We start from the raw sequence: 20,603 nt of genomic DNA on the forward strand, positions 1-20,603 counted from the left end.
CAGGGTTCTCGGGCTGGGGGCTGACATGAAACGCGTTTTCTTGGGGCTGCTGCTTCTCGTGTTCTTCACGGGAAGCGGTGCCTTGGCACAGTCGAACGATCAATTCCTTCGCTCGATGTTCGTCCCCCACAAGGACGACTTCGACGGAATGGAAAAGCGGCGGTTAATCCGCATCATCGTGCCGTTCAGCAAGACGATCTACTTCGTCGATCGCGGCCAGCAGCTGGGCACGGCCGTCGAGTTCGGCACGGCGCTTGAAAACGAGCTCAACAAGGGGAAGAAGAAGCAGATCGACAAGATCCGCGTCGGGTTCCTGCCGATGCCGCGGGCGCGGTTGCTCTCGGCGCTCGAAGAGGGGCTTGGCGACATCGTCATGGCCAATCTGACGATCACCGAGGCAAGGCTTGCAAAGGTCGATTTCACCGCACCGCTCTTCGACGAGGCGCAGGAGGTGCTCGTCACCGGTCCTTCGGCGCCGGCGATCGCCGGCATCGACGATTTGAGCGGGCAGGAACTGCACGTGCGCCGATCGAGCAGCTACTACGAGCATCTGGCGGCGATCAGTTCCGGCTTCGAAAAGGCCGGTCGCGCGCCGATCGTGCTGAAGGACATGGATGAGAACCTCGAGGACGAAGACGTTCTGGAGATGATCAATGCCGGCCTGCTGCCCTGGACGGTGGTCGACAAATACAAGGCGGACATCTGGACGAAGGTTTTCACCGACCTCAAGGTGCGCGACGACATCGTTGTCTCCGACCACGGTCAGGTCGCCTGGGCGATCCGCAAGGATAGCCCGAAGCTCAAGGCGACCCTCAACGCCTTCGTCAAGACCCACAAGGTCGGAACCACCTTCGGCAACATTCTGAGAAACACCTACTACAAGGGCGACAAGATGCTGAAGCGCGCCTATGCGCCAGCCGATGTCGAGCGTTTCAAGCAACTGGTGGAGATCTTCCGCATCCACGGCAAGACCTATTCCTTCGATCATTTGATGCTGATGGCGCAGGGTTACCAGGAATCGCAGCTCGACCAGTCTCGTCGCAGCCACCGGGGCGCGGTCGGCATCATGCAACTGCTGCCCTCGACCGCCGCGGACAAGGCGGTCAACATAAGCGGCATCGACAAGGACGAGAACCTCAATGTCGAAGCCGGCGCGAAGTATCTGCGCTATCTCGCCGATACCTATATCGACGATCCGGCCGTCACGCCGAAAAACCAGATGCTGTTTGCTTTTGCGGCCTACAATGCGGGGCCGGGAAACCTGCGCAAGTTCAGGGCCAAGGCCAAGGAGATGGGGCTCGATCCGAACCTCTGGTTCGGGAATGTCGAGAACGCGGCCGCCGCAATCGTCGGGCGCGAGACGGTTCAATACGTCAGCAACATCTACAAATACTATGTCGCCTATGGCCTGCTCTCGGAGCATGATGCGGAAACATCGGCTGCGAAGGCCGGCAGCGCAGGGGTGGTCGCAACGCCATAGCCCGCACCGGTGGCGGCCCTGAGACCTGGCCGCGCGCTGGAAGACGAGAAACGAAACAAGGAGTGGCAGGCAAGGAGCGGTCGGCAGACGGCGAGGGGCCTGTCAGGTGGTCATGGTGAAAGATATCCGTAGTCTCGGTGGGCTCGCTGGCCTGCTTGTCCTGTGCGCGATGACGCTTGCGAGCTGCACGACGCCGGACCTCGAGCCGATCCCCGGCAGCATCACCTATGGCGGTCAGCCGCGCACGAAGCTGACGAAGGCGCCGGTCGGCAGCATCGTCCCGCACCGCTTCACCAGCGGCAACAGCTTCGTTCAGGAGACCTACGTCATCGAGCCGGACCGCTCGCTGAGGCTCATCCGCCGGGACTACTACGATTTGCCGATCGACTGACGAACCGGTGGCGCGACCGCGGCCTTGCGTTCCTTTGAGCACAGGCGGACGTAAGAGCACCTTTTGGGGTCGGGCGATCCCATGGGAAAGCGCAAGCTCCCGGGGCTGTCGGTTGACAGTCCGCTGCAGAGAAACGATAGCTCGCTTTGGATGAAGATCGCCTTTTACGCACCGCTGAAATCTCCTGACCATCCGGTTCCATCGGGTGACCGGCTGATGGCGCGCATGCTGGTTGCGGCGCTGCGTGCGGGAGGACATGAGGTTACGGTCGTCTCGGCCCTGCGCAGCTTCATGGCAGCCGCATCGGCTGCGGACTTTCATGAACTGGAGCGGGCAGCGGCAGACGAAATCGCGCGGCTTCGGGATGGCTGGAAGCGCGACGGCGCCCCCGATCTCTGGTTCTGCTACCATCCCTACTACAAGGCGCCTGATCTTCTCGGCCCGGTGCTCGCCGCCGAATTCGCCATCCCTTACGTGACGGCCGAAGCCTCCTATTCCATGCGGCGAAACGAAGGCGTGCGCGCGATCGCCCAACACCACGTTCTCTTGGCCATCGAGCAAGCCGCGGTCAACGTCTGCCTGACGCGACGGGACCGGGATGGCTTGCTTGAAGCCGCACCCACATGCCGCCACGCGATGCTTGCGCCATTCATCGACGCAACCCCTTTCGCGCCGGGCGGTGCCCGCGGGGATGATCTCTGCCGCATGGTCGTGGTCGCGATGATGCGCAGCGGCGACAAGCTGGACAGCTACCGCATGCTTGCGCAATCGCTGCTGCCGATTGCCGACAGTCGCTGGACCCTGACGATCGTCGGCGATGGTCCGTGCCGCGACGAGGTACGGCAGGCCTTCTCGGCCCTGCCGTCCGACCGGCTGGAATGGCTCGGCGAAAGAAGCGCTGCCGACCTGCCGGCCATTCTGGCGCGCAGCGATCTCTACGTCTGGCCCGGCTGCGGCGAAGCCTACGGGCTTGCCTATCTCGAAGCACAGGCCGCGGGCTTGCCGGTCGTTGCACAGCATACGGCCGGCGTGCCTGAGGTGGTCAGGCACGGCGAGACTGGGGTTCTCACGCCCGACGGCGACGTCGCCGCCTTTGCCGCGGCGATGCGCCTGCTGATCGAGGATCCGGTCCATCGCCGGAGACTGGGCGCGGCGGCCGGACAGTTCGTGCACGACGAGCGCTCCTTCCCGGCTGCGGCGCGGCGGCTCGGCGCCATATTTGACGAGCACCTGGAGACGACGGCATGAGACAAACCCATTGGCAGCAGCTTGCCGACGCGCTCGACCGCGTGGCTGCATCCGGGCGACAGGTGGATTTCTGGTTGCGGGACGACGACGCCGCCGAGCCCTCGGCGGCGCTCGACCGCCTGGTCTCACTGGTCGACAAATACGAGGTTCCGGTAGTCATCGCCGCGCCGCCGGCGCTTGTGGGCGAGGCGCTTGCGCGCCGCCTCGATGGTCATGCCGGCGTCGGCGTCGCGGTGCACGGCTGGGCGCATCGCAACCACGCCCCGCCGGAGGAAAAGAAACAGGAACTCGGCGCGCACCGCTCGCGCGTCGCGGTTCTCGACGAACTCGCCGAGGGGCATGCGCGGCTCCAGACGCTGTTTCCGCGCAGTTTCGTGCCGATGCTCGTGCCGCCGTGGAACCGGATCGATCCTTCGCTCCTGGATGGCCTGCCCGGGATCGGGTTCGTAGCGCTATCGGTATTCGGACCGGAAAAGCCGTCGCCGTTCAAGCTCGTCAACACCCACGTCGACGTGATGGACTGGCACGGAACGCGCGGGTGCCGCGACCACGGATCGATCGTCGCCGATATCATCGCCAGGCTCAGGCAGGTTTGCGGCGATGACGAGAAGAAGCTGGACCAGACTGGACGCACCATCGGGCTCTTGACCCATCATTTGGTTCACGACGAGGCCGTCTGGTCGTTCATGGAAGCGCTATTCACCAGAACGGCGAAGCATCCGGCCTGTCGTTGGCGCACGGGCGTCGATCTCATCAACAGGTCATCTGACTGAGCGGCTGGCGATTGCCGCCGTCGGCCTGTTTGCCGAGCAGCGCGCTATTTTCCGGATGGATCGAGCGCATCAAGCGGTCTTCGGCGTTTTTCGCACGTCGCTTCAGCCGCTCCCGGGCACGACACTTTCTTCGTCCTTATCCGGCAGCAATCCGGTGCCAGGCGTCTTGCTCTTGTCGGTCAGCCGGTCCTTTGCGTGAGGTCCTGCGGTCGGAAGGTGCTTTCCGCCCGAGGGCTCCTTGCCCGTTTCTTCGATCGCCTGTTGTGCCTTCTTGTCCTTGCCCATCTGAAACTCCTGTCTTGCACAGGAGGAATCCGCGGAGCGTGAAATGGTTCCGGATCGAAGGCTGTTCACAGCGGCAAAGGGGCGACCTCGACAAGCCCGCGAGCAGAACGATTGAGCCTTTAGCCAAGGCGGACCGCGGTTCGTGCAGAACCGGTTGAGGCGATGCAATCACGGACCGCACTTCCGAGGGAAAAGCCGCTCGGCCCGAGGGAAACATCCCCGACCGTCTTCCGACGTTTAATCCAGATCGATGATCTGTCCGTCGCGGGCGGCAAAGGCGCCGGCGAAGGTCGCTTGAACGTCACGCTCCATGGCGGCCAATGCCTCGTCGGTGCGCGACGGGTCGTGGTGGAACATGGCGAGCTGTTTGACGCCGGCGGCCATCGCCAGTCGCGCGCCGTGCATGCCGGTCGAGTGCCCGTAACCCTGGAAATGCTCCATCTCGCTTTCGAGATAGGTGCAGTCGTAGACGAACAGGTCGGCGCCGGCGATCAGTTCGAGCACGCCGGGATCGAGAACACCCGGCTCGTGCTCGGTATCGTAGACGAGCGCGACGGCGCGGCCGTTCCATTCGATCCGGTAGCCGACGCAGCCGCCGGGATGATTGAGGCTCGTCGTGCGGATGGTGACGCCGGCGCGCGGGGTCAGCACGTCACCGGGTTTGAAGTCCATGCCGTCGAGGCTTGCCTGACAGATGTCCGGATCGACCGGGAACCACGGCGGGCGCATGAAATCGCGGATCATCTCCCGCGTGGTCATGGTTCCGTGCAGATGGCCGGACCAGAAGCGCACCGAATTGCGACACTTGTAGATGGGCTTGAAGTAGGGAAGGCCGATGATGTGGTCGTAGTGGCTGTGGGTAAAGAACAGATCGAACTCTTCGACGCCCTCGGCGATCAGGGCATAACCCGCCTCGCGCAGCCCGGACCCGGCATCGAACAGCAACACGTCCTTTCCGCATCGAACCTCGATGCAGGATGTATTCCCCCCATAGGCAAGGTATTGTTGGCCGGAGACCGGCAAACTTCCTCTTACGCCCCAGAACCGCACTCGAAAGTTGTCGTCACGCATTCAGTTTCGGCTTCACTACGCACGCTTGGATCATTTTGATCCTTGTGTGACTGTTAAACAAGCACAGATGGCCATACCCCTGCAACGCCATGGGTTATTATTTGGAAACTAACCTTCGCGTCGCCAAGTCCCGCTCCGGTCAAATCCGCTCCCCGCGCATGTTGTAGGCGGCTGAAGCGGACAGAGGTGTCCCCTTGGTAACAGCCAATGAAACTTTTTGTTGCGCTCGCGCGTGAATTATCTGACGAACGTTAAGGGGGAGCGAAGATCGAGGCGCAGATGACCGAGGCAATGGAAGGGCAATTTTACGACAGCGTGCCGCTTTTCGACGCCTTCGAAGGCGTTGCGGACGAGGCGAATTACCGGCCGTTGCCGGACGGCTGGCTGCTGGCCGTCGCCGATATCGTCAATTCGACCGGTGCGATTGCCGAAGGTCGCTACAAGACGGTCAATATGGCCGGCGCGAGCGTCATTTCCGCCCTGATGAACGTTCTCGAAGAAAAGACGATGCCCTTCGTATTCGGGGGGGATGGCGCGTTGGCGGCGCTGCCTGCATCGATGGCCGGCAGGGCGCGGGACGCGCTTGCCGCGGTGAAGACCTGGGTGGCGGAGGAACTTGATCTTGAGTTGCGGACGGCGCTGGTTCCGGTCAGCGACATTCGCCAGCACGGGCTCGACATGCGTGTCGCCCGCTTCAAGGCCAGCGACGAGGTTTCCTACGCGATGTTCGCAGGCGGAGGCGCAAGCTGGGCGGAGGCCGCAATGAAGGCCGGGCGCTATCATGTCGCCGCGGCGCCGGCCGGCAGCCGGCCGGACCTGACCGGCCTTTCCTGCCGCTGGAACCCGATCGAGTCCCGCCATGGCACCATCGCGTCGATCATCGCGGTGCCGGGGGCGAAAGGCAACGGTCCGCAGTTCCAGGCGCTGATCGCCGACATCGTCGCGCTTGCCGACGAGGAGGATCGCAACGGCCACCCCGTTCCCGCGCTCGGGCCTAACCCGCGCTTCTCTTTCCGCGGGATCGAGACGGAAGCGCGTGCTGCAGCACCCCGGGGACGTCGCGTCGGCGCGCGCGTCTGGATCACGCTGCAGACGCTGGCGCTTTTCGTCTGCCTCAAGATGGGCTGGAACCTCGGCACTTTCGACACGAGCCGTTACCGTCGCGATCTCGCCGACAACACCGACTTCCGCAAGTTCGACGACGGCCTGAAAATGACGGTCGACATCAGCGCCGAGCGTCTCCGGCGGATCGAGGCGCGATTGCAACAGGCGGCGGCAGAAGGGGTGGGCCACTATGGCCTGCACCAGCAGGATTCGGCGCTGATGACCTGCATCGTGCCGACGCCGATGTCCCGCGATCACATGCATTTCGTCGACGGCGCCTCGGGCGGCTATGCGGTGGCGGCGAGCAAGCTCAAGGCCGCGCTGGTGCGTGACAAGGCCGCCCAGCCCTTCGCCGGCGGAGCAGCCTAGCCTTCAGCCTCGGGCGGCGCGCGCCGGCTGTTCGGCTACGCCTTGATGATGTGATCGCCGGTCAGGCCGTTGCGGTGGAAGACGTTGCGGGTGTCGACGAGGAGCGGCGCCCAGTTGGAAAGCGCTGCATAGTCCACCTGATCGTGGTCGGTGGCGATCAGCACGGCGTCGAACGTACTCACCGTGGTCTCGTCGAGCACAATCGAACGCCGGCCTTTGAGGGCGGCATATTCGCGCGTCGGCGGGATCTCGGCGACGTAGGGATCGTGATAGGCGGTGCGGCCGCCGCGCTCCTCGATCAACTCGATCAGGCGGAGCGAAGGGCTTTCGCGAATATCGGGAACGTTTTTCTTGTAGGCGAGGCCGATGACGAGGACGTTGGAACGGCTGAGCGCCTTGCCCGCATGCCGGTCCAGCGCCTCGGCCAGCCGGCTGACGACGTGGCGCGGCATCGCCGAGTTGATTTCGCCGGCAAGCTCGATGAAGCGCGTCGGCAGTTCGTATTCGCGCGACTTCCAGGTGAGGTAGAAGGGGTCGATCGGAATGCAGTGGCCGCCGAGACCGGGGCCCGGATAAAACGGCATGTAACCGAACGGCTTGGTCTTTGCCGCCTCGATCACTTCCCAGACATCGATGCCCATTGCCTCGTAGACGATCTTCAATTCGTTGACGAGCGCGATGTTGACCGAGCGGAAGATGTTCTCGGTGAGCTTCACGGCCTCCGCCGTGGCGTTGGAGGAGACCGGAACGACGGTCTTCACCACGGATGCGTAGAAGGCCTCCATCAGCTTTGCAGCCTCGAGCCCGTCGCCGGCGACCACCTTCGGAATGCTCACGGTTTCGTAGACCGGATTGCCCGGATCCTCGCGCTCCGGCGAAAAGCCGACGAAGAACTCGGCGCCTGACCTCAGTCCGGTGTCTTCGAGGATGCTGCGCACGACGCCGTCGGTCGTTCCCGGGTAGGTGGTCGATTCCAGCACGACGAGCTGTGCCGGCCGCAGGGTCGCGGCGATCGCGCGCGACGTGTTTTCGACGAAGGACAGGTCCGGGTCGCGGTGTTTGGTGAGCGGCGTCGGTACGCAGATGATGATGACGTCGCAATCCGCAAGGTTTCCGAAATCCGTCGTCGAGCGGAACCGGCCGGCATGGCTCTCCTGCGAAAGGACTGTATCCGGTACGGCCGCGATATAGGACTTGCCGGCGTCCAGCGCGACGATCTTGCCCGGGTCGATATCGAAGCCGATGACGGAGTAGCCCGCGCGTGCCGCCGCGATCGCCAACGGCAGGCCGACATAGCCAAGGCCGATGACGCCGACCTTGGCGCTGCGGGCAGAAATGGACGACAGCAGGCTTTCGAAGTGAGGTGAGGTCAAGTTTCGGTTCCGGATCTCGTGGACAGGCGGACAATGCCGCGCGAACATGTCGTGGTTTGTTGGAGAGAAACAAGTCCCAAGTCAAGCGAGCGGCAGTGCCGGGCCGGCCAGCAGGCCGTTGAGCCGGCTATCAAATCTTCGTGCTGCAACAGGTCGGAAAAATCTTCGTCCGCCTCTGGAAATCGGGGCCTGTCGTCAATATCTGCAATGTATAAGTGCCGCATTCCGGGTGCCTGCACGTCATCGACGCCGGAATCGGTTGGAGCATTTTCTTAACGGGCACGGCTCATCATCATCCACCGCGAACATGAACCGGCAAATTGCCGGGGCGTTCGCCGTCTCCGGATGCTGACGCGGGACGGTCTGTCATGATGAGGACGCGAAATGGGCCCGACGAACGACAACGTATCCGAAATCCTCATCGACAAGGTCGCCGACTGGCTGATGCGCACATCGCTGAGCGACGCGCCGCTGGAGACGATCGTCAAGGGCTTCTGCGAACGGCTGGCCGCCGCCGGCCTGCCGCTGATGCGTGTCCATCTTTCCTTTTCGATGCTGCATCCGCTTTACGACGCGCTCGGTTTTACCTGGGTGCGCGGCAAGGGCGTCGAGGTGAGCGGTCTTCGCCACGAGGAACTGGCGCTTAATCCCGAGCGCTTCCTGCAGAGCCCCTATTATTACCTGCTAAACAACAATCTCGAGCATGTCCGCCGGCGTATCTACAAGGACACGCCGTCCGAGTTCCCGATCTTCGACGACCTCAAGGAGATGGGGGCGACCGATTATCTGGCCTTCATGCAGTCGCTGGGCGCCGATTCCGGCCACGGCATGGTCGGATCCTGGACGACGGACCGTCACGGCGGGTTTACCGACGATGTTATCGGCGCGCTCTTGAAGCTGCAGCATCATCTGGCGGTCGCCGCGAAGATGGCGGTGCTCGGCAAGCTCGCCGACAACATGCTGACCACCTATCTCGGCTCCAGTGCCGGCCGGCGGGTGATGAGCGGCCAGGTGCGCCGCGGCGACGGCGAGACCGTGCGCGCGGTCCTCGTGATGGGCGACATGCGCCGCTCGACGATGCTGGCGGAAAAGGAAGGGCGCCAGTCCTACATCGAGACGCTGAACACCTATTTCGATGCAATCGCAGCACCGTTCAACCGCAACGGCGGCCATATCTTGAGTTTCGTCGGTGACGGATTCATCGCCGTCTATCCGTGCGGGCGTCACAAGGAGCCCTCGGAATTTGCCGCCCGCGAGGCCTTTGCCGCCGTGCGCGCGGCAACGGCGCGCATGGAGATGCTGAACGGCGAGCGGCGCAAGCAGGCACGTGATCCGATCGGCTATGGCATTGGCCTGCATGTCGGCAACGTGATGTTCGGCAATGTCGGCCTGCGTGACCGGCTGACGTTCTCGGCCTTCGGCTCCGCCGTCAACGAAGTCCAGAGGTTGCAGAACCTGACCAAGAAATATGCCCACAGCGTCGTCGCGAGCGAAGCCTTCGTCAATTATTGCGGCGGCGACTGGACGGCGCTCGGCCAGGAAAAACTCAGGGGCGTCCGGCAGAAGTTCACGATCCTTTACCCCAACGATGCGGCGCTGCTTGCAAGGGCCGACGAGCGCTTTGACGACGTGTTGCAGGATGGACTTTCCGAGGCGGAGCATGTCATGCTGCTTCACCGTAATACGCGTCCGCTCCAGCCGCCGCGCGGCCTCATCGACAAGATGCTTCAATAGGGGGAAGAATGTTTCGCACCGTCCTTTTCGCCGCTTCCATCGTCATGGCCGGGAGCGCGATGGCGCAGCCATGGGAAACCAAGCTTATCGACGGTTTCGAGGGGCAGAATTTCGCGCCCGAGGGCGGGCTCTACTACCGCGAGAATTTCGAGCAGACCGCCGGCACGGTGGAGTTCCAGAACCAGGTCACGCGCAACGGCAAGGGGGCGCTCAAGCTGAGCGTCGTTCCGACCTGCCCCGATTCGCTCGACGGTTGCAGCGAACGGGCGGAAATCTGGGAGAAGACAGCGCTGCGCGTACCCTACGACCAGGGGGTCTGGTACGGTTTTGCGGTCAAGTTTGCCGATCCGATCCCGAACGAGGATCACCGTTACCTGATCGCCCAGTGGAAGCGCGAAATCGACCCGGGTGCCGAAGGCGATTTCAGCCCGTTCCTCGCCTTGAGGCTCGAGGCCGGCAAGCTCTTTGCCACGGTGGAAACGAACTACATTGCACCGCTGTCGGCCGGGCCTGATGGAAAGCCGGCGGTCTGCAAGCCCGGCGAGATCCCCGTGTGGGGGCGGCCCGGCGTGAACCAGATGCGCATGCTGGTTGCGGCAGACAGCAACTGGGAGCTCATAGACGGCAGCCTCTTCAATGCCTGCACCGATGCGATCAAGGTGACGAACCACGGCAATCCGTTGCCCGACCCGAAGTCCGGCTGGATCGACTTTGCCATCTACACGCTGCCGGGCGCCCATGGCACCGGGCGCATCGAACTCTTCGCCAATGACAAGCCGATCATCACGGTGACGGGGCATATCGGCCATGCCGACAAGGGGCTCGGCAAGAACCAGTACTTCAAGTTTGGCCCCTATCGGGCAGCCGATAGGACCGACTGGACGCTGTTTTACGATGACTTCCGTCGCTCGCCGAATTGCGCCGATGTCTTGAAGTCCGGTGCGTGCCCAGCTCTCTAACCGACTGAAGATGCAGGTGGGTATAGCCTCGGCTGCGACCGGGCGTGCTGGACAGCCCTTAGAAGCTGCGCTAGTCTTTTTTTAGAGGCGGCGGATAAAAAGCAATGAGGGAAGCGTGCTGCTATGACATCAGGGGCGGACCTGCTTCGAGTTGAAGGTCTGCGGATCACATTCTCGGTGCTCGGCGGCGAAGTTCAAGCCGTCAATAACGCGAATTTCAGAATTTTGCCCGGCAAGGTCACGGCGCTTGTCGGCGAATCCGGATCGGGGAAATCCGCAATCAGCCAGGCGGTGATGGGCATTTTGCCCAACGTCGCCAAGGTTGGTGGCAAAATTTTGTTCAACGACCCGACGACGGCGGCAAAGCCGACCGACCTGCTCTCGCTGGAGCGGGAAGGGGAGGAAATCCGCAGCCTGCGCGGTACGCGCATCAGCAAGATCTTCCAGGAGCCGATGACGTCGCTGTCGCCGCTCCACACGATCGGAAACCAGATTTCCGAAGTGCTGAAGATCCACACGGACGCGGAAAAGGCCGAACGCCGCGCGCGCACCGAAGAGTTGCTCGGCTATGTCGGCTTCGCCAATCCGAAGCGCGCCTACGACATGTATCCGTTCGAGCTTTCCGGCGGCATGCGCCAGCGCGCGATGATTGCCATGGCATTGATCTGCCGACCGGCGCTGCTGATCGCCGACGAGCCGACGACGGCGCTCGACGTGACGGTGCAGGCGCAGATCCTGAAACTGCTGCGCGAGCTTCAGGTGAAGCTCAACATGGCGATGCTGCTGATCACCCACGACCTCGGCGTCGTTGCCAACATGGCCGATGAGGTCGTGGTGATCTATCACGGTCAGATCGTCGAGGCCGGCCCAGTCGAAGCAATCTTCCGCAACCCTCAGCACCCCTATCTCAAGGGGCTGATGGCCGCCGTTCCGCATTTCGACATGAAGCCGGGAGAACGGCTGAAGGCGTTGCGCGAGGTGCCCGTCAAGGCCGGAACGCTGCTTGGCACGTCGGCGGCCGACAGGCGTCAAGGGCCGGAAGTCCTCCTGTCCGTGCGCAATGTCTCGAAGACCTATGGCACGCGGAAGTCGTCGTGGTTCGGCGGCGGCGAGAGTTCGCATCACCGCGCCGTCGACAACGTCAGCTTCGACATCCGCCGCGGCGAATGCCTTGGCCTTGTCGGTGAAAGCGGCTGCGGCAAGACGACCGTCAGCAAGATCCTGATGCGCGCGGTGACGCCCGACAGCGGTTCGGTGACCTTCGACAATGGCGAGGGGCCGGTTGACGTGTTGAAGGTGCAGGGCGACGAGTTGCAGGCGATGCGCTCGAAGATCCAGATGGTGTTCCAGGACCCGGTCTCTTCGCTTTCGCCGCGCATGACGGTCAAGAACATCCTGAGCGAGCCGCTGGAGATCCACGGTCGCGGTACGGCAAAGTCGCGTGTCGAGATGGTGCGCTCGCTGCTGCAGGCGGTCGGGCTCGACCAGCGCTTCATCAACCGCTACCCGCACAGCTTTTCTGGCGGCCAGCGTCAGCGTATCGGCATTGCTCGCGCCTTGGCGCTGGTTCCGGAACTGTTGATCTGTGACGAGCCGGTCTCGGCACTCGACGTTTCCGTTCAGGCGCAGATCCTGAACCTTCTGAAGGACCTGCAGAAGGAGCTTGGGCTTACCTGCCTGTTCATCTCGCACAACCTTGCCGTCGTCGACTACATGGCGGATCGCATTGCCGTCATGTGCGCGGGCCGCATTGTCGAGGTTGCGCCGCGCGAGGTGCTGATGCGCAAGCCGGTACACCCCTATACCAAATCGCTGCTGGCGGCTGTACCTTACCCGGATCTGGACCGGCCGCTCGATTTCGACAGGTTGAAGGACAGCGAAGGTTCCGACATGCGTCGTTGGGGCGCTCAGTTCCGCGAAGATGACGCCAGTGACGCGCTTACCCCTGCCGATCTCGGTGGCGATCATTTTGTGTTGGCGCGTCGATCCGTGGATGCAAGGGAGTTGCGACCATGATCACCCGTCGAACTGTACTGGCATTGCTTGCAACCGTGGCTCTTCCAAGCCGGCTCTTTGCCGCTGCCGGCGAGCCGGCATTCCTGGAAACACTGATTGCCGACGGCAAGCTGCCGCCGCTTGCCGAGCGGCTGCCCAAGACGCCCCGCGTCATCAATGTCGCGGCGATGGGACGCAAGCCCGGCAAGTATGGCGGCGTCGTGCAGATGCTGATCGGCAGCGCCAAGGATATCCGGCTGATGACCGTCTATGGTTATGCCCGGCTGGTTGGCTTTGATGAAACGCTGAAACTCGAGGCGGACATCCTTGAAAGCTACGAAACCGTCGAGGATCGCATTTTCACCTTCCATCTGCGGGAAGGGCACAAATGGTCCGACGGAACGCCGCTGACGACCGAGGACTTCCGCTATTGCTGGGAGGACGTTCTCAACAATGAAAAGCTGAGCCCGGCCGGCATGCCGACGGCGCTCGTCATGGATGGCGAGACCGGCAAGTTCGAGGTCATCGACGAGCGCACCGTGCGTTATTCCTGGTCGACCCCCAATCCGGACTTCCTGCAGAAGCTGGCGGGGCCGCAGCCGCTGGTCGTGGCGATGCCTTCGGCCTATCTCAAGCAGTTCCATGAGAAGTACCAGGAAGAGGACAAGCTGAAAGCCCTCATGAAGGAGGAGAGGGTTAAAAAGTGGAGCCAATTGCATATGCGCATGGCCCGCTCCTATCGTCCGGAGAATCCGGACCTGCCGACGCTGGACCCCTGGCGCAACACCACGCCACTGCCTGCCGAACAGTTCGTCTTCGAACGCAATCCGTATTATCACCGCGTCGATGAGAACGGGCTGCAACTGCCCTATATCGACAAGTTCGTGCTGAGCGTCAGCTCGTCTGCACTGATACCGGCAAAGACCGGTACCGGCGAAAGCGACCTGCAGGCAACGGGCATCGATTTTGTCGACTACACGTTCCTCAAGGACTCCGAAAAGCGGTATCCGGTAAAGGTGCTGCTCTGGAAGAAGACGCAAGGGTCGCGGTTGGCGCTCTTGCCCAATCTCAACTGCTCCGATCCGGTCTGGCGACCGCTGCTGCAGGATGTGCGCGTTCGTCGCGCGCTGTCGCTTGCCATCGATCGCACCGAAATCAACAAGGCGGTTTTCTACGGGCTGACCAAGGAGAGCGCCGATACGGTGCTGCCCGACAGCCCGCTCTTCCGTCCGGAATACGCCAATGCATGGGTTGCCCATGATCCCACCCAGGCGAATGCCCTGCTCGACGAGGTCGGGCTGACCAAGCGCGGCAGCGACGGCATCCGGATACTGCCCGACGGGCGGGCGGCGCAGATCGTCGTCGAGACGGCTGGCGAGAGCACGCTCGAGACGGACGTGCTGCAGCTCATCACTGACTACTGGCAGAAGATCGGCATATCCCTGTTCATCCGCACCTCGCAGCGCGATACGTTCCGCAGTCGCGCCGTCGGTGGTGAAATCATCATGTCGATGTGGTTCGGGATCGACAATGGCGTGCCCACGGCAGACATGAACCCGGGGCAACTGGCTCCGACGGCCGACGACCAACTGCAATGGCCGGTCTGGGGGCTCAACTATCTTTCGCACGGAGAGATGGGCCAGGCGCCGGATCTGCCGGCGGCCGTCGAGCTGACGGAGCTGCTGCAGCGCTGGCGGCATTCGGCCGAAGACGCCGAGCGTGCCGAAATATGGGGGCGGATGCTGTCGATCTATACCGATCAGGTGTTCTCGATCGGGATTGTCAACGCATCGCTGCAGCCGATCCTTGTTGCCAAGAAGCTGGTGAATGTGCCGGAGACGGCGCTCTACGGCTTCGATCCCACGGCCTATTTCGGCGTCTATAAACCCGATACCTTCTGGATCGAGCAGGAAGGCTGACATGCTGCGTTATATTCTCTGGCGTATCGCGGCAATGGTTCCGACCTTGCTCATCATTTCCGCTCTTGTGTTCACCATCATTGAGTTGCCACCCGGCGATTATTTCGAAAGTTACATTGCCGAGATCAAGGCCCAGGGCGAAGGCGTCGACATGGAGCAGATCGAGGCGCTCCGGAAGGAGTACGGCTTCGACCAGCCGGCGCTGCTGCGCTACGTCCATTGGGTCGGCGGCATGCTGCAGGGCGATTTCGGCTACTCCTTCGAATACGAACTGCCCGTCAGTGATGTCGTCGGTGACCGCCTGTGGCTGACGATCCTCGTCTCCTTCGTGACGATTATCTTCACCTGGCTGATCGCCTTTCCGATCGGCATTTATTCGGCAACCCACCAGTATAGCTGGGGCGACTATGGCCTGTCGCTGATCGGGCTGATCGGCATTGCCATCCCGAACTTCATGTTGGCGCTGATCCTCATGTACTTCGCCAATATCTGGTTCGGGATTTCGATCGGCCATCTGATGGACCAGAAGTACCTGGCAGAGCCAATGAGTTGGGCCAAGGCAAAATCGATCCTCGAACACATCTGGATCCCGGTCATCATCGTCGGTGCGGCCGGCACCGCCGGCATGATCCGGCGCCTGCGCGCCAACCTGCTCGACGAATTGCAGAAGCAGTATGTGGTGACGGCGCGCGCCAAGGGGCTGTCGCCGATGCGCACCCTGGTGAAATATCCGCTGCGCATGGCGCTGAACTTCTTCATCTCGGATATCGGGTCGATCCTGCCGGCGATCATTTCAGGCGCTGAAATCACCGCCATCGTGCTTTCGCTCGAAACGACCGGCCCGATGTTGATCAAGGCGCTGCAGAGCCAGGACATGTATCTTGCCGGGTCCTTCCTGATGTTCCTGGCCTTCCTCACCGTGATCGGCGTGCTGATTTCCGATATCGCGCTCGCCATTCTCGATCCCCGAATTCGGCTGCAAGGCAGGAGCACCAAGTGACGTCATTTCTCCCGGCGCCCGGCGAGCCCCTGCCGCACTACGTATCGACAGCCCCGTTCGATCCCTATTCCGTCGAGGCGATGACGGACGAGCAGGTCCGCGTCAATCAGGCGTCCCAGCTGCGTCTGATGTGGTGGAAGTTCCGCCGCCATCGGCTCGCGCTTGTGTCGGGCATCTTCCTTGCCGCGCTCTACCTGATGATCCTCATCTGCGAGTTCCTGGCGCCCTACAACCTGCACACCCGCAACATGGATTTCATCTATGCGCCGCCGCAGGCGGTGCATTTCTTCCATGAGGGCAGTTTTGTCGGGCCGTTCGTCTACGGCCGAACGATGACGCTCGATATGGATACGCTGAAGCGCAACTATGCCGACGACGTCACGGATGTGCAGCGGCTTCGCTTCTTCTGCCGCGGCGACAGCTATCGCTTCTGGGGGCTGTTCGAAAGCAACGTGCACCTCGTCTGCCCGGCCAAGGACGGCCAGGCCTTCTTCCTCGGAACGGACCGCCTCGGCCGCGACGTGCTGTCGCGCATCATCTATGGCGCGCGCATTTCGCTGACGATCGGTCTGCTCGGCATCACCGTCAGCTTCGTGCTCGGTATCGTCATCGGCGGCCTTGCCGGCTATCACGGCGGCGTCTTCGATCTGATCGTCCAGCGCGTCATCGAGGTGCTGCAGTCGATCCCGAGCATTCCGCTCTGGCTGTCGCTGGCGGCGATCATGCCGGCGACCTGGAGTCCGATCCTCATCTATCTGGCGATCACCATCATCCTCGGTCTGCTCGATTGGACCGGTCTTGCGCGCGCCGTGCGCTCGAAGCTGCTGGCCTTGCGCGAGGAGGACTATGTGCTTGCGGCCCAGCTGATGGGCGCAAAGAGCAGCCGCATCATCGGCCGGCATCTCGTCCCCGGCTTCATGTCGCACCTGATTGCCACCGCGACCATCTCGATCCCGGGCATGATCCTCGGCGAGACGGCGCTCAGCTTCCTCGGCCTCGGTCTCAGGCCGCCCATCACCAGCTGGGGTATTCTGCTGACGGAGGCAAAAAGCGTCAGCGTCATTGCCTTCTATCCCTGGCTCCTATTTCCCACAATTCCGGTCATTCTTGTGATTTTGGCGTTCAACTTCTTGGGAGATGGGTTGCGTGACGCGGCCGATCCCTACAAATGAAGCCCGGTTTGACGCAGCCGTACTGCCAGCGTGAAACGGTTCATCGTACCCTGAGCGAAAGGTTTCTTGCATGATGCGGCGTTTCGAAGATGCCCGGATCCTCATGTATAGCCATGACACGTTCGGGCTCGGACACCTGAGGCGTTGTCGCACGATCGCGCATTCGCTGGTGGAAGACTATCGGGGTCTGAACATCCTGATCATTTCCGGCGCGACGATCGCGGGCGCCTTCGACTACCGCGCGCGCGTGGATTTCGTGAAGATCCCGAGCGTCATCAAGCTGCACAATGGCGACTATACCTCGCTCGATCGCCACATCGAACTCGACGAGACCTTGAAGATGCGCCAGGCGATCATTCGCCATACGGCCGAGACGTTCAAACCCGACATCTTCATCGTCGACAAGGAGCCGATGGGGCTGCGCGGCGAGGTCGAGGAGACGCTTACCTACCTGAAAGCGCACGGCACGACGCTGGTCCTCGGCCTGCGCGAAGTCATGGATGCGCCGCACCTTCTGGAGGCGGAGTGGAAGCGGCGCGACACCATGCGCAAGATCGAGCAGTATTACGACACGATCTGGGTCTATGGCCCGCCGGATTTCTACGACCCTCTGACCGAACTCGACGTGCCGCCGGCCGTGCGGGAACGGATGAACTTCGTCGGCTTCCTGCAGCGCAGCGTCCCGCGCGCGGAATTGCCGGGCCACAAGCCTGAGGGAGACTACATCCTCGTCACCACGGGCGGCGGCGGCGACGGAGCCGACCTCATCCACGACGTCATTCACGCCTATCAGGAAGACCCTGAGCTTACCCACAAGGCACTGATCGTGCTCGGCCCCTACATGCCGGTCAAGAAGCGGGAGAAGCTGATCCGCAAGGGCAGCAAGATCCCCTATATCAAGGTGATCGAGTTCGACAACCGCATGGAGGAACTCATTGCCGGCGCGAAAGGCGTTGTCGCGATGGGCGGCTACAACACCTATTGCGAAATTCTCTCCTTCGACAAGCCGGCGCTGATCGTGCCGCGCATCCAGCCGCGCGAGGAGCAGCTGATCCGCGCGCGCCGTGCCGCCGAGCTGGGCTTGGTCGAGATGCTGCTGCCGAACGAAGCGGAGGATCCGCTGCGGCTGGCGGCGGCGCTCAAGGCGCTGCCCTATCGCGCGCCACCGTCGAAGAGCAGCGCCAACGGCCTGCGGCTGGAAGGTCTTGTGCATATCTCCGAAATCGTCAGCAGATGGCTGCAACGATCATCCGGCGACCATCTGAACATCGTGAAGAAATCGAGCTGAAGCATTGCCGACAGACCGCAAGATTGCAGTCGTGCTGAAGGGCTACCCGCGTCTTTCGGAAACATTCATCGCCCAGGAACTGCTTGGCCTCGAGCGCGCCGGGATCGAACTCGTCCTGATCTCGCTGCGGCGTCCGACGGACGGCAAGCGCCATCCGGTCCATGACGAAATCCGCGCCGACGTCCATTACCTGCCGGAATACCTGCACGAGGAACCGCTAAGGGTCTTGCACAGCCTTGTGCGCTGCCTGCCGAAACCTGGTTTCTGGCGCGCCCTCGGCCTGTTCCTCAAGGATCTGCCCCGCGATTTCAGCCGCAACCGTTTTCGCCGGCTCGGCCAGGCGCTGGTGCTCGCCGCCGAATGGCCGGGGGAGCCTCGCTGGCTGCACGCCCATTTCATCCATACCCCCGCCTCGGTGACGGCCTATGCCAGCGTGATCGCCGGCACGCCCTGGACCTGTTCGGCCCATGCGAAGGACATCTGGACCTCGCCCGACTGGGAGCTTTCCGAAAAGCTCGGCCTTGCGCGCTGGACCGTGACCTGTACGCGCATGGGTTACGAACATCTCCGCAGCCTTGCGAGCGACAAGACGAGGGTTCACCTGAGCTATCATGGCCTCGACCTCGATCGCTTCCCGTGCTTCGACGGCACGCATTCAGACCGAACGGGTTCCGATCCGGCGGACCCCGCCCGCATCGTCAGTGTCGGCCGTGCGGTGGGCAAGAAGGGCTACGACGTGTTGCTGAGGGCGCTCGCCCGGCTTCCGGCCGACCTCCACTGGCAGTTCGAGCATATTGGTGCGGGCGAATTGACGGGGCAGTTGAAAACCCTGGCAAAAGAGCTCGGTATCGCGGACCGCGTCCTGTGGAAGGGCGCGCTCGACCAGACCGACGTGCTTGCGCACTATCGGGCAAGCGACGTCTTCGCGCTCGCCTGCCGGATCACCGCGGACGGCGACCGGGACGGGTTGCCGAACGTGCTCGTCGAAGCGTCGAGCCAGCGGCTGGCCTGTGTCTCGACCGCCATATCCGGCGTGCCGGAACTTCTCGAAGATGGCGAAAACGGTCGCGTCGTTCCGTCCGAGGACCCTGAGGCGCTTGCGATCGCGCTTGAGGAGCTGATCCGCAACCCAGGCCTTCGCCACCGGTTCGGCGACGCTGCGGAGCGCAAGGTCCGCGGGCAGTTCGACCACCATACCAGCATCGAACAACTCGCCGGCCTCTTTGCCAGCGAATGGAGCGCCGCCTGATGCGTGCACGTCGCGTTTTCTTCTACGTACAGCACCTGCTCGGCATCGGCCATCTCGCGCGCGCAAGCCGGATCGCGAGCGCATTGGCGGCCAAAGGCTATGACGTGACCGTCGTGACGGGCGGCAGCCCGGTGCCCGGGTTCCCGGCAAGCGATGTGAAACACGTGGCCTTGCCGCCGGTGCTGGCTGGCGACAAGGGGTTTACCGGACTTGCCGATGGCGAGGGAAACCCGGTCAGCGAGGCTTTCAAGCAAAAGCGCCGGAATCTCCTGATCGAGGCATTCCTTGCCTGCAAACCTGACATCGTCATCTTCGAGGCTTTTCCCTTCGGTCGCCGCCAGATGCGTTTCGAACTGATGCCCCTGCTGGAGGTGATCGAGAAGCAGGATCCGCGGCCTCTCGTCGCCGCGTCGCTGCGCGATATCCTGCAGGAGCGGACGAAGCCCGGGCGCGCCGAGGAAACCCTCGATGTGGTCAGGGCGCATTTCGACCTCGTGCTCGTGCATGGCGATCCTGCTTTTGCGCGGCTTGAGGAGACCTATCCCTATACAGCGGAGATCGAAGACAAGATCGTCTATACCGGTCTTGTGGCCGGCCATGCCCCTGAGCCTCCGGCTGAAAGGTTCGACGTTCTTGTTTCGGCCGGCGGCGGCGCGGTCGGCAAGGAGCTGATCGGCGCTGCGTTGCAGGCGGCCGGGCTGCTGGCGAGCGACCTTAAATGGTGCCTGATCACCGGGCCGAACCTGCCGCAGGACGACTATGAGGGCTTTGCTGCCGCAGCGCCGGCAAACGTGCAGCTGTTCCGTTTTCGCAAGGATTTCGCGAGCCTGCTGTCGGGCGCACGGCTCTCTGTCTCCCAGGCCGGCTACAACACCGTCTGCGACATCTTCCGCGCCGGCTGTGCGTCGCTGCTCATCCCCTTCGTCGCAGGTGGCGAGACGGAACAGTCGACCCGCGCGGCAAGGCTTGAAAAGCTCGGCCTTGCCGGAGTTCTGCCCGAGGCGGAGGTGACGCCGGAGCGGCTGGCGCGCGATATCGAGGCGATGCTTGAGCGGCCGAAACCGGACATTCCGCCGCTCGATCTCGACGGTGCGATGAAGACGGCCGAAATCCTCGATCGCCACGCGTGCGCTTGAAACTGCGCCGCGAGCGGCGGGGAAGAGAGCCTCAAATGGGCCCGATCAGGGGGCCCG

General features: G+C 62.7%; 17 protein-coding genes. 14 read left to right on the forward strand and 3 right to left on the reverse strand.

Annotation, left to right across the window (positions count from 1 at the left end; genetic code table 11):
* Window positions 1-25: 25 nt before the first annotated feature.
* The 4 genes from C1A35_RS15100 to C1A35_RS15115 all read left to right on the forward strand — a co-directional run bounded on the left by C1A35_RS15100 (window position 26) and on the right by C1A35_RS15115 (window position 3,892).
* A complete protein-coding gene (locus C1A35_RS15100; RefSeq protein WP_104665116.1) occupies window positions 26-1,480 on the forward strand; it encodes a lytic transglycosylase F in 1,455 nt (484 codons plus the stop codon).
* Window positions 1,481-1,592: 112 nt separating this feature from the next.
* Complete coding sequence (locus tag C1A35_RS15105) at window positions 1,593-1,871, forward strand: hypothetical protein (protein WP_104665117.1); 279 nt, start codon at window positions 1,593-1,595, stop codon at window positions 1,869-1,871.
* Between the two features lie 150 nt (window positions 1,872-2,021).
* On the forward strand, window positions 2,022-3,119 hold the full coding sequence (locus tag C1A35_RS15110; protein WP_104665363.1) for a glycosyltransferase family 4 protein: 1,098 nt from the start codon (window positions 2,022-2,024) through the stop codon (window positions 3,117-3,119).
* On the forward strand, window positions 3,116-3,892 hold the full coding sequence (locus tag C1A35_RS15115; protein ID WP_104665118.1) for a polysaccharide deacetylase family protein: 777 nt from the start codon (window positions 3,116-3,118) through the stop codon (window positions 3,890-3,892). Before C1A35_RS15110 ends, C1A35_RS15115 begins: the two co-directional genes overlap by 4 nt.
* Window positions 3,893-3,994: 102 nt before the next feature.
* On the opposite strand, the gene C1A35_RS15120 is transcribed toward C1A35_RS15115, so the two are convergent.
* Window positions 3,995-4,177: a hypothetical protein gene (locus C1A35_RS15120; RefSeq protein ID WP_104665119.1), complete on the reverse strand. Its 183-nt coding sequence runs from the start codon at window positions 4,175-4,177 to the stop codon at window positions 3,995-3,997.
* Window positions 4,178-4,414: 237 nt separating this feature from the next.
* Entirely contained in the window at window positions 4,415-5,248 is an 834-nt protein-coding gene (locus tag C1A35_RS15125) for an MBL fold metallo-hydrolase (protein WP_104665120.1), read from the reverse strand.
* Between the two features lie 279 nt (window positions 5,249-5,527).
* Between C1A35_RS15125 and C1A35_RS15130 the strand changes: the two genes are divergently transcribed.
* Window positions 5,528-6,721, forward strand: a complete 1,194-nt coding sequence (locus C1A35_RS15130) for a DUF3095 domain-containing protein (protein ID WP_104665121.1) — start codon at window positions 5,528-5,530, stop codon at window positions 6,719-6,721.
* Between the two features lie 35 nt (window positions 6,722-6,756).
* Here the strand turns inward: C1A35_RS15130 and C1A35_RS15135 are convergent, their stop codons facing one another.
* Complete coding sequence (locus C1A35_RS15135) at window positions 6,757-8,094, reverse strand: nucleotide sugar dehydrogenase (RefSeq protein ID WP_234822875.1); 1,338 nt, start codon at window positions 8,092-8,094, stop codon at window positions 6,757-6,759.
* Between the two features lie 384 nt (window positions 8,095-8,478).
* Between C1A35_RS15135 and C1A35_RS15140 the strand changes: the two genes are divergently transcribed.
* The 9 genes from C1A35_RS15140 to C1A35_RS15180 all read left to right on the forward strand — a co-directional run bounded on the left by C1A35_RS15140 (window position 8,479) and on the right by C1A35_RS15180 (window position 20,546).
* Window positions 8,479-9,828: an adenylate/guanylate cyclase domain-containing protein gene (locus tag C1A35_RS15140; protein ID WP_104665123.1), complete on the forward strand. Its 1,350-nt coding sequence runs from the start codon at window positions 8,479-8,481 to the stop codon at window positions 9,826-9,828.
* Window positions 9,829-9,836: 8 nt separating this feature from the next.
* Window positions 9,837-10,787, forward strand: a complete 951-nt coding sequence (locus tag C1A35_RS15145) for a polysaccharide lyase (RefSeq protein WP_104665124.1) — start codon at window positions 9,837-9,839, stop codon at window positions 10,785-10,787.
* Window positions 10,788-10,910: 123 nt separating this feature from the next.
* Window positions 10,911-12,803 carry an ABC transporter ATP-binding protein gene (locus C1A35_RS15150; RefSeq protein WP_104665125.1) on the forward strand — a complete coding sequence of 631 codons (1,893 nt, stop codon included), beginning with the start codon at window positions 10,911-10,913 and terminating at the stop codon, window positions 12,801-12,803.
* Complete coding sequence (locus tag C1A35_RS15155; RefSeq protein WP_104665126.1) at window positions 12,800-14,701, forward strand: ABC transporter substrate-binding protein; 1,902 nt, start codon at window positions 12,800-12,802, stop codon at window positions 14,699-14,701. Before C1A35_RS15150 ends, C1A35_RS15155 begins: the two co-directional genes overlap by 4 nt.
* Window position 14,702: 1 nt before the next feature.
* Window positions 14,703-15,701 (forward strand): ABC transporter permease, encoded by a 999-nt coding sequence (locus C1A35_RS15160; protein ID WP_104665127.1) that lies wholly within the window; start codon window positions 14,703-14,705, stop codon window positions 15,699-15,701.
* On the forward strand, window positions 15,698-16,873 hold the full coding sequence (locus C1A35_RS15165) for an ABC transporter permease (protein WP_104665128.1): 1,176 nt from the start codon (window positions 15,698-15,700) through the stop codon (window positions 16,871-16,873). The genes C1A35_RS15160 and C1A35_RS15165 overlap by 4 nt, the downstream gene beginning before the upstream one ends.
* Window positions 16,874-16,943: 70 nt before the next feature.
* Entirely contained in the window at window positions 16,944-18,161 is a 1,218-nt protein-coding gene (locus C1A35_RS15170) for a glycosyltransferase family protein (RefSeq protein ID WP_104665129.1), read from the forward strand.
* A gap of 4 nt (window positions 18,162-18,165) precedes the next feature.
* Window positions 18,166-19,410: a glycosyltransferase family 4 protein gene (locus tag C1A35_RS15175; RefSeq protein WP_104665130.1), complete on the forward strand. Its 1,245-nt coding sequence runs from the start codon at window positions 18,166-18,168 to the stop codon at window positions 19,408-19,410.
* Window positions 19,410-20,546 carry a glycosyltransferase family protein gene (locus C1A35_RS15180; protein ID WP_199772944.1) on the forward strand — a complete coding sequence of 379 codons (1,137 nt, stop codon included), beginning with the start codon at window positions 19,410-19,412 and terminating at the stop codon, window positions 20,544-20,546. The genes C1A35_RS15175 and C1A35_RS15180 overlap by 1 nt, the downstream gene beginning before the upstream one ends.
* Window positions 20,547-20,603 lie beyond the last annotated feature (57 nt).

It is taken from the genome of Ensifer adhaerens (genome assembly GCF_002940685.1).
Taxonomy (GTDB): domain Bacteria; phylum Pseudomonadota; class Alphaproteobacteria; order Rhizobiales; family Rhizobiaceae; genus Ensifer; species Ensifer adhaerens_E.

What these genes read in the sequence shown, in the direction of transcription:
- C1A35_RS15155 (WP_104665126.1), top strand. Translation starts at nt 12,800, where the DNA reads ATGATCACCCGTCGAACTGTACTGGCATTGCTTGCAACCGTGGCTCTT.
- C1A35_RS15105 (WP_104665117.1), top strand. Translation starts at nt 1,593, where the DNA reads ATGGTGAAAGATATCCGTAGTCTCGGTGGGCTCGCTGGCCTGCTTGTC.
- C1A35_RS15160 (WP_104665127.1), top strand. Translation starts at nt 14,703, where the DNA reads ATGCTGCGTTATATTCTCTGGCGTATCGCGGCAATGGTTCCGACCTTG.
- C1A35_RS15130 (WP_104665121.1), top strand. Translation starts at nt 5,528, where the DNA reads ATGACCGAGGCAATGGAAGGGCAATTTTACGACAGCGTGCCGCTTTTC.
- C1A35_RS15100 (WP_104665116.1), top strand. Translation starts at nt 26, where the DNA reads ATGAAACGCGTTTTCTTGGGGCTGCTGCTTCTCGTGTTCTTCACGGGA.
- C1A35_RS15170 (WP_104665129.1), top strand. Translation starts at nt 16,944, where the DNA reads ATGATGCGGCGTTTCGAAGATGCCCGGATCCTCATGTATAGCCATGAC.
- C1A35_RS15150 (WP_104665125.1), top strand. Translation starts at nt 10,911, where the DNA reads ATGACATCAGGGGCGGACCTGCTTCGAGTTGAAGGTCTGCGGATCACA.
- C1A35_RS15140 (WP_104665123.1), top strand. Translation starts at nt 8,479, where the DNA reads ATGGGCCCGACGAACGACAACGTATCCGAAATCCTCATCGACAAGGTC.
- C1A35_RS15115 (WP_104665118.1), top strand. Translation starts at nt 3,116, where the DNA reads ATGAGACAAACCCATTGGCAGCAGCTTGCCGACGCGCTCGACCGCGTG.
- C1A35_RS15125 (WP_104665120.1), bottom strand. Translation starts at nt 5,248, where the DNA reads ATGCGTGACGACAACTTTCGAGTGCGGTTCTGGGGCGTAAGAGGAAGT.
- C1A35_RS15180 (WP_199772944.1), top strand. Translation starts at nt 19,410, where the DNA reads ATGCGTGCACGTCGCGTTTTCTTCTACGTACAGCACCTGCTCGGCATC.
- C1A35_RS15120 (WP_104665119.1), bottom strand. Translation starts at nt 4,177, where the DNA reads ATGGGCAAGGACAAGAAGGCACAACAGGCGATCGAAGAAACGGGCAAG.
- C1A35_RS15145 (WP_104665124.1), top strand. Translation starts at nt 9,837, where the DNA reads ATGTTTCGCACCGTCCTTTTCGCCGCTTCCATCGTCATGGCCGGGAGC.
- C1A35_RS15110 (WP_104665363.1), top strand. Translation starts at nt 2,022, where the DNA reads ATGAAGATCGCCTTTTACGCACCGCTGAAATCTCCTGACCATCCGGTT.